The sequence below is a fragment of the Oceanimonas aquatica genome (genome assembly GCF_030732065.1).
Lineage (GTDB): Bacteria > Pseudomonadota > Gammaproteobacteria > Enterobacterales > Aeromonadaceae > Oceanimonas.
Genome location: NZ_JAVBHX010000014.1, coordinates 47,120 through 53,932 on the forward strand (window position 1 = coordinate 47,120; position 6,813 = coordinate 53,932).

Sequence of the window (6,813 nt, forward strand, 5' to 3'; positions counted from 1 at the left end):
TAAGCCGTCTGGACGTCCGAGTCAACGAGTATTTCCCGCCACAGGGCGAAAGGAAAAGTGGCCCCTGTCTTGCCCCTTTGCCAATGCATTGATATAGGATGAAAAAGAGCACCATAACCCGTAAGCTGGCTATGACTCTGCGGCCAGTGAAGCGAAGGCGTTTCATTCTTTTTCAGGGAACGAAAATAAGGAACACGATGGGCCAGTATTTTCTGCGTCGATTATTGCTGCTGATCCCCACCTTTCTCGGTATTACCCTGGTGGTGTTCGCCATCACCCGTTTTGTGCCGGGCGGCCCGGTGGAACGCATGCTGATGGAAAGCCAGCTGGCGGGCAGCGAGTTCAGCCAGAGCAGCCGGGGCAGTCAGGTGCTGTCATCCGAGCAGATCGACGAGCTCAAGGCCTTTTACGGTCTCGACAAGCCGGTGGGCGAAGCCTACCTGGACTGGCTGGGCAAACTGGTACGCCTCGATCTGGGGGAGTCTACCCGCTACTACCTGCCGGTGTGGGAGCTGATCCAGGAGCGGCTGCCAGTGTCGGCCTTTTTCGGCATCAGTACCTTTATTCTCAGCTACCTGGTGTCCATTCCCCTGGGGGTGCTCAAGGCACTGAAACACAACAGCCGCTTCGACAGCATCAGCTCCATGTTTATCTATGCCGGCTACGCCCTGCCGGCCTATGTGGTGGGCATTTTTCTGCTGACGGTGTTCGCCTTTCAGCTGGGCTGGTTTCCCATGGGCGGTTTCGTGGGCGACGACTTCTACTACCTGGAGGGGTTCTGGCCCAAGACCCTGAATCTGTTTCACCATGCCCTGCTGCCGCTGATTGCCTATGCCATCGGTGATTTCGCGGTGCTGACCATGACCATGAAAAACAGCCTGATGGAAAACCTGTCGGCGGATTACGTGCGTACCGCCGTGGCCAAGGGGCTGCCCTTTGGCAAGGCCGTTACCCGCCACGCCCTGCGCAACAGTCTTATTCCCATCGCCAGCCACTTCGGCAACGTGATCTCGGTGTTTTTCGCCGGCTCTTTCCTGATTGAAGTGATCTTTAATATCGACGGCCTGGGCCTGCTCGGCTATGAGGCGGTGGTGGAGCGGGATTACCCGGTGGTGATGGGTATACTGGCGGTGACCTCGCTGCTGATGCTGCTGGGCAACATATTGTCGGATATCTGCGTGGCACTGGTGGATCCGCGAGTGAGGTTCGATGGCTAGGTTGCTTTCCAATGTCACCAAAAAGAAACTGCGCCGCTTTCGCAGCATTCGGCGCGGCTATTATGCCTTTGTGCTGTTTATGGTGATGGTGCTGCTGGCCGCTGCCGCCGAGCTGTGGGTCAGCAACCGGGCGCTGCTGGTGAAGTATGAGGGTCAGTTGTATTTTCCCACTTACGGTGCCGTGATCACCGGTGACACCTTTGGCCTTGGCTACCAGTACGAAACCGATTACCGGCAGCTGAAGCAGGTGCTGGATGAGCAGCCCGGCAACTGGGTGCTGCTGCCGCTGGTGCCCTGGAGCCCCTATGAGCAGGATTACAGTGGCAACGGTTATCCGCCCACGGCGCCCAGCATTGAGAGCCGGCACTTTCTCGGCACCGACAGCTCGGGCCGGGACATAGTCGCGCGCCTGGTATACGGTTTTCGCACCGCCGTGGGCTTTGCCTTTATCGCGCTCACCGCCAGTTACCTCATCGGGGTGATGATCGGTTGCCTGATGGGATTTCGGGGCGGGCGGTTCGACTTGCTGTTTCAGCGCTTTATCGAAATCTGGTCCCAGGTGCCGTTTCTGTACGTGATCATGATACTGGTGTCGATCACCCAGCCCAATTTTGCCCTGTTTGTGGCCATCAACGTGCTGTTTGGCTGGATGGGCATCACCTGGTACATGCGTACTCTGACCTACAAGGAAAAGGCACGGGACTACGTGCTGGCGGCCCGGGCTCAGGGTGCCGGCACCTGGCGCATTATCGTGCACCACATTCTGCCCAATACCCTGATGATGATAGTGACCCTTGCGCCCTTTACCGTGGTGGCCAATATTTCGCTGCTCACGGCCCTCGATTACCTGGGTTTTGGCCTGCCGCCGCCGACCCCGAGCTGGGGTGAATTGCTGCGTCAGGGCGTGAACCATCTGGACTCACCCTGGATAGTGGCGTCGGTGGTGACGGCGGTGTCACTGGTGTTGATCACAGTGTCCTTTATCGGCGAGGCCATTCGCGAGGCCTTTGATCCCAAACATTTTTCCCGTTATGAATAGGGGAGGACTGCAATGAACAAACTGCTGGCGATAGTCGCATCCTTTGGTCTGGCCCTGGGCCTGCAGGCGGCGGAGCTGCCCGACGACCTGACCTGGGAAACCAACCAGGACGATCCCATCTTTGCCTCGCCCGAGGCCAAACGGGGCGGCCAGTTCAACATGACACTGCTGAGCTTTCCCCTGACCTTCCGGACCGTGGGGCCCGACTCCAATACCTCGTTCCGCTCCTTTATTCTGGAAAATCAGCTCGGCCTCTATGCCCTGCATCCGCAAACCGAGAATCCCATTCCCGCCCTGGCCACCCACTGGGCCTTTGGTGACGACGATCGCACCATGTATTTCAAACTCAACCCGGCGGCACGCTGGTCCGACGGCGAGCCGGTCACCGCCGACGACTACCTGTTCGCGCTCGAGTTCATGCGCTCCAAGGTGATTCGGGCGCCCTGGTACAACAACTATTTCACCGAAGAGCTCACCGACGTCACCAAATACGATGACTACACCATCTCGGTGACCGCCGGCAGCCCCAAAAGCCGCCGTGAGCTGCTCAATACCGTGGGCCTGGTGCCTCAGCCCGAGCATTTTTACGAGCTGAGCGAGGACTGGGTGCGCCGCTACAACTGGGAAGTGGCGCCGGTTACCGGCGCCTATGTGATCAGCGATGTGAAACGAGGCCGCTCCATTACCTTCAAGCGCTTGAACGACTGGTGGGGCAACGACCTTACCTATTACCGGCATCGCTTTAATGTGGATGAAATTCGTCTGACCGTGGTGCGAGATCTCAACATCGCCTACCGCCACTTTCTGCGCGGTGATGTCGACACCTTTGGTCTGATCCTGCCGGAATGGTGGCACGACAAGACCAATACCCCCGAGTACCGCAATGGCCTGATCAACCGCATCTGGTTCTACAACGACATGCAGCAGGGCGCCCAGGGGCTGCACCTCAATACCGCTCACCCGCGGCTGTCGGATGTGCGGGTGCGCAAGGGCATTGCCCATGCCATCAATATGCAGCGCATGCTCGAGACCATTCTGCGGGGCGACTATGAACGCATGAACAGCTTTGGCACCGGCTACGGCGACTTCACCGATTACGATATTCGCGCCCGCGAGTACAATATTCAACAGGCGCGGGCGCTGTTCGCCGAGGCAGGCTTTGATCGTCAGGGCCCGGGTGGCATTTTGCTGAATGCCAAGGGTGACCGGCTCAGCCTGGCGGTCACCTACACCACTCAGGAGCATACCGCCCGTCTGGCCATTTTGCGGGAGGAGGCGCGCAAGGCCGGGCTGGATCTGCAGCTTAACCTGGTGGACGGCGCCACCGGCTTCAAGTCGATGCTTGAGAAAAAGCATGAGGCAGCCTGGCTGGGCTGGAGCGGTGGCGGTCTTTACCCTCAGTACTGGGAATTCTTTCACTCCCTCAATGCCGGCAAGCCCCAGACCAACAACCTGTTCAACATCAGTGACGATGAACTGGACCGGCTGATCGAGGAATATCGCCGCACCATGGACCTGGATGCCAAGGCGGCCATTTCCCGGCAAATTCAGCGCCGGGTGCATGAGCTCGCCATCTTTATTCCCGGTTATCAGGTGCCCTATACCCGGGAAGCTTACTGGCGTTACGTGAAACTGCCCGAGAGCAAGGGCACCCGGCACTCGCCGTCCCTGTTCTGGCCGATGGAAGGTTATCCTCACAGCACCGGCGGACTGTTCTGGATCGATCAGCAACAAAAGGCCGAGATCAAGGCCGGCGGCAAGCGCTTTGAGCCGGTGCTGGAAGTTGTGGAAACCTGGCGGAGGCCTGAAGCCTGATGGCGGCATTGCTGGAGGTGAACAATCTGGCGGTCAGTTTTACTACCGAAGCGGGCTGCTTTCGAGTCGTGGATGACGTCAGTTTTTCGCTGGCGCCCGGCCAGACCCTGGGGCTGGTGGGGGAGTCCGGCTGCGGCAAGAGCGTGACCGCGCTCAGTCTGCTGGGCCTGCTGCCGCAACCGGCGGGAAAAGTGGAAGGCGGTCGGGCCCTGTTTCAGGGAGCGGATCTGCTGACGCTTGACCCTCAGCAGCGCTACCGGCTGCGGGGCAACAAGATTGCCATGATTTTCCAGGAGCCGATGACCGCCCTTAACCCGGTGCATACCGTTGGCCGCCAGCTGATGGAGGTGTATGAGCTGCATCGCCCGGAGCTGAACAAGGCGCAACGACGGGAAGCGGCGCTGACCATGCTGCGCCGGGTAGGCATTCCGGAAGCCGAGGCCCGACTTGACGCCTACCCGCACCAGCTTTCCGGTGGCATGCGCCAACGGGTGATGATCGCCATGGCGCTGGCCTGCGAGCCCGAGTTGCTGATCTGTGATGAACCCACCACGGCACTGGACGTGACCATTCAGGCGCAGATCCTGCACCTGATCCGCGAGTTGCAGCAGCAAAACAACATGGCGGTGATCTTTATTACCCATGATCTGGGCGTGGTGGCCCAGATCTGCGATCAGGTGCTGGTGATGTATGCCGGGCGCAGTGCCGAGCAGGCCGGTGTGTTCGACCTGTTTGAGCGGCCCCGCCATCCATATACCCGCGGATTGCTGGCGTCCATTCCCCGGCTGGATCGGCCCGGTAAAACCGAGCTGCCGGTCATTGGGGGGCAGGTGCCGTCATTGGAGCAATTGCCGTCCGGTTGCCGCTTTGCCAACCGGTGCTCGCACCGCACCGGCGTGTGCGATGTTCAGCCGCCCCCTGAACTGGCAAACAGCGTGCACCATGTGTGGTGCCACCACTGGCGGGAGCTGGACTTATGACGGCCTTGCTGACCGTCGACAACCTGACCCAGCACTTCACCCTGGGAGGTGGTTTGCTGCGCTCCGGGCGTACTCTGTACGCGGTGGATGGCGTCAGTTTTGAGCTGGAAGCCGGCCAGACCCTGGGGCTGGTGGGGGAATCGGGGTGCGGCAAGTCCACTCTGGCCCGGGCCCTGCTCAAACTGCATGAGCCCACCAGCGGACGCATTCTGTATGACGGCACCGACATTACCGATTACAGCCGCCGGCAAATGCAGCCCCTGCGCCGGCAGATGCAGATGGTGTTTCAGGATCCTCAGGAGTCGCTCAACGGCCGTCATACCATAGGCACCCTGCTGCAGGAGCCATTTGTTATTCACAAAATGGGCAGCTGGCGCGAGCGCCAGGCATGGGCGGCAGAGCTGCTGGAGCGGGTGGGGTTGCCGGCCTCGGCGCTGGAGCGGTTTCCTCACGAATTCTCCGGCGGCCAGCGCCAGCGCATCGGCATCGCCCGCGCCATGGCCCTCAACCCGCGCTTGCTGGTATGCGATGAAGCCGTATCGGCACTGGATGTATCGGTACAGTCCCAGATCCTCAACCTGTTGTTGTCATTACAGCAGGAGCGGGGGCTGGCCATGCTGTTCATCGCTCATGATCTGTCGGTGGTCAAGCATGTATCGGATCATATTGCCGTCATGTACCTGGGGCGTATTGTCGAACAGGCACCGGCGGAGGAGCTTTATCGGCAGCCGCGCCATCCTTATACCCGAGTGTTGATCTCGGCCATTCCCCGGCCTGATCCGCGGCACAGACAGGCGCCCATGATGTTGAGCGGCGAACTGCCGTCCCCGGCCAGTCCGCCGAGTGGCTGTCATTTTCGTACCCGCTGCCCCTACGCCGGTGACCGTTGTGCCCGTGAAGTGCCGTTGCTGCAAGGGAATGGTCATAAAGTCGCCTGTCATTATGCGGCAGAAATTGCCTCCGGCGCCCGCCAGCCCTGTGCTAACATGCGCCCGGTAACAATTGACTGAAGGCAGGTAAGACAGTGGCAAAGGCAGCGATTTTTCTCGACCGGGACGGCGTCATTAACCAGGACACCGGCTATGTGTCTCATTCCGATGATTTTGTCTTTATTGACGGGGTGATTGACGCCCTTCGCCTGCTCAAGGAGAAAGGCTATTTGCTGGTGGTGGTCACCAACCAGTCCGGCATTGCTCGGGGCATGTTCAGCGAAGATGACTTCATGCGCCTGACCGAGTGGATGGACTGGTCTCTGGCCGATCGGGGCGTGGATCTCGACGGCATCTATTTCTGCCCGCATCATCCGACCGCCGGCAACGGCCCCGATACGCGGGAATGCGACTGCCGCAAGCCGGCACCGGGCATGTTGCTGGATGCCGCCAGGGAGCTCGGTATCGACATGGCCGCGTCTTATATGGTGGGTGACAAGGTGTCGGACATGAATGCAGCCATCAGTGCCGGTGTGGGGCACCCCGTGCTGGTACGGACCGGCAAGGAAATTACCGAAGAAGGGGAAAAACTGGCGGAAAGCGTCTATTCTTCTTTGGTGGAATTTGCACGGCAGCTGGCCGAAGCGCGGTAAGTTTCACCTGTTTGGTTAACCTTTGAACGCTTGATGCGGCGGAAGCGATTTTTCCTTAAAAAGCCCTTGCGCAAAAATCGCGGCTCCCTATAATGCGCTTCCACTGACACGGGGCAACACGCCAACGGTCACAAGGGTTGAAAGCGAACCAAACAAAGTTCAAATCAACGCTTGACGAAC

At 59.6% G+C, this 6,813-nt stretch carries 6 protein-coding genes; all 6 read left to right on the forward strand.

The genetic code is table 11. The features are described 5' to 3' along the window. The first annotated feature begins 197 nt into the window (after nt 1-197). From Q9290_RS15720 to gmhB, 6 genes are read left to right on the forward strand one after another with little or no spacing between them, the layout of a single operon-like run. Nucleotides 198-1,217 carry an ABC transporter permease subunit gene (locus tag Q9290_RS15720; protein WP_306080587.1) on the forward strand — a complete coding sequence of 340 codons (1,020 nt, stop codon included), beginning with the start codon at nt 198-200 and terminating at the stop codon, nt 1,215-1,217. After that, nucleotides 1,210-2,256, forward strand: coding sequence for an ABC transporter permease (locus Q9290_RS15725; RefSeq protein WP_306080588.1), 1,047 nt, complete (start codon nt 1,210-1,212; stop codon nt 2,254-2,256). Before Q9290_RS15720 ends, Q9290_RS15725 begins: the two co-directional genes overlap by 8 nt. Nucleotides 2,257-2,268: 12 nt before the next feature. Beyond that, entirely contained in the window at nt 2,269-4,071 is a 1,803-nt protein-coding gene (locus Q9290_RS15730; RefSeq protein ID WP_306080589.1) for an extracellular solute-binding protein, read from the forward strand. Further along, nucleotides 4,071-5,051 (forward strand): ABC transporter ATP-binding protein, encoded by a 981-nt coding sequence (locus Q9290_RS15735; protein ID WP_306080590.1) that lies wholly within the window; start codon nt 4,071-4,073, stop codon nt 5,049-5,051. The genes Q9290_RS15730 and Q9290_RS15735 overlap by 1 nt, the downstream gene beginning before the upstream one ends. Further along, the gene (locus Q9290_RS15740) at nt 5,048-6,061 is read left to right on the forward strand and encodes an ABC transporter ATP-binding protein (protein ID WP_306080591.1); all 1,014 of its coding nucleotides are present in this window, start codon (nt 5,048-5,050) and stop codon (nt 6,059-6,061) included. Before Q9290_RS15735 ends, Q9290_RS15740 begins: the two co-directional genes overlap by 4 nt. 14 nt (nt 6,062-6,075) lie before the next feature. Then, nucleotides 6,076-6,633: a D-glycero-beta-D-manno-heptose 1,7-bisphosphate 7-phosphatase gene (gene gmhB / locus Q9290_RS15745; RefSeq protein ID WP_306080592.1), complete on the forward strand. Its 558-nt coding sequence runs from the start codon at nt 6,076-6,078 to the stop codon at nt 6,631-6,633. The last annotated feature ends 180 nt before the right edge of the window (nt 6,634-6,813 follow it).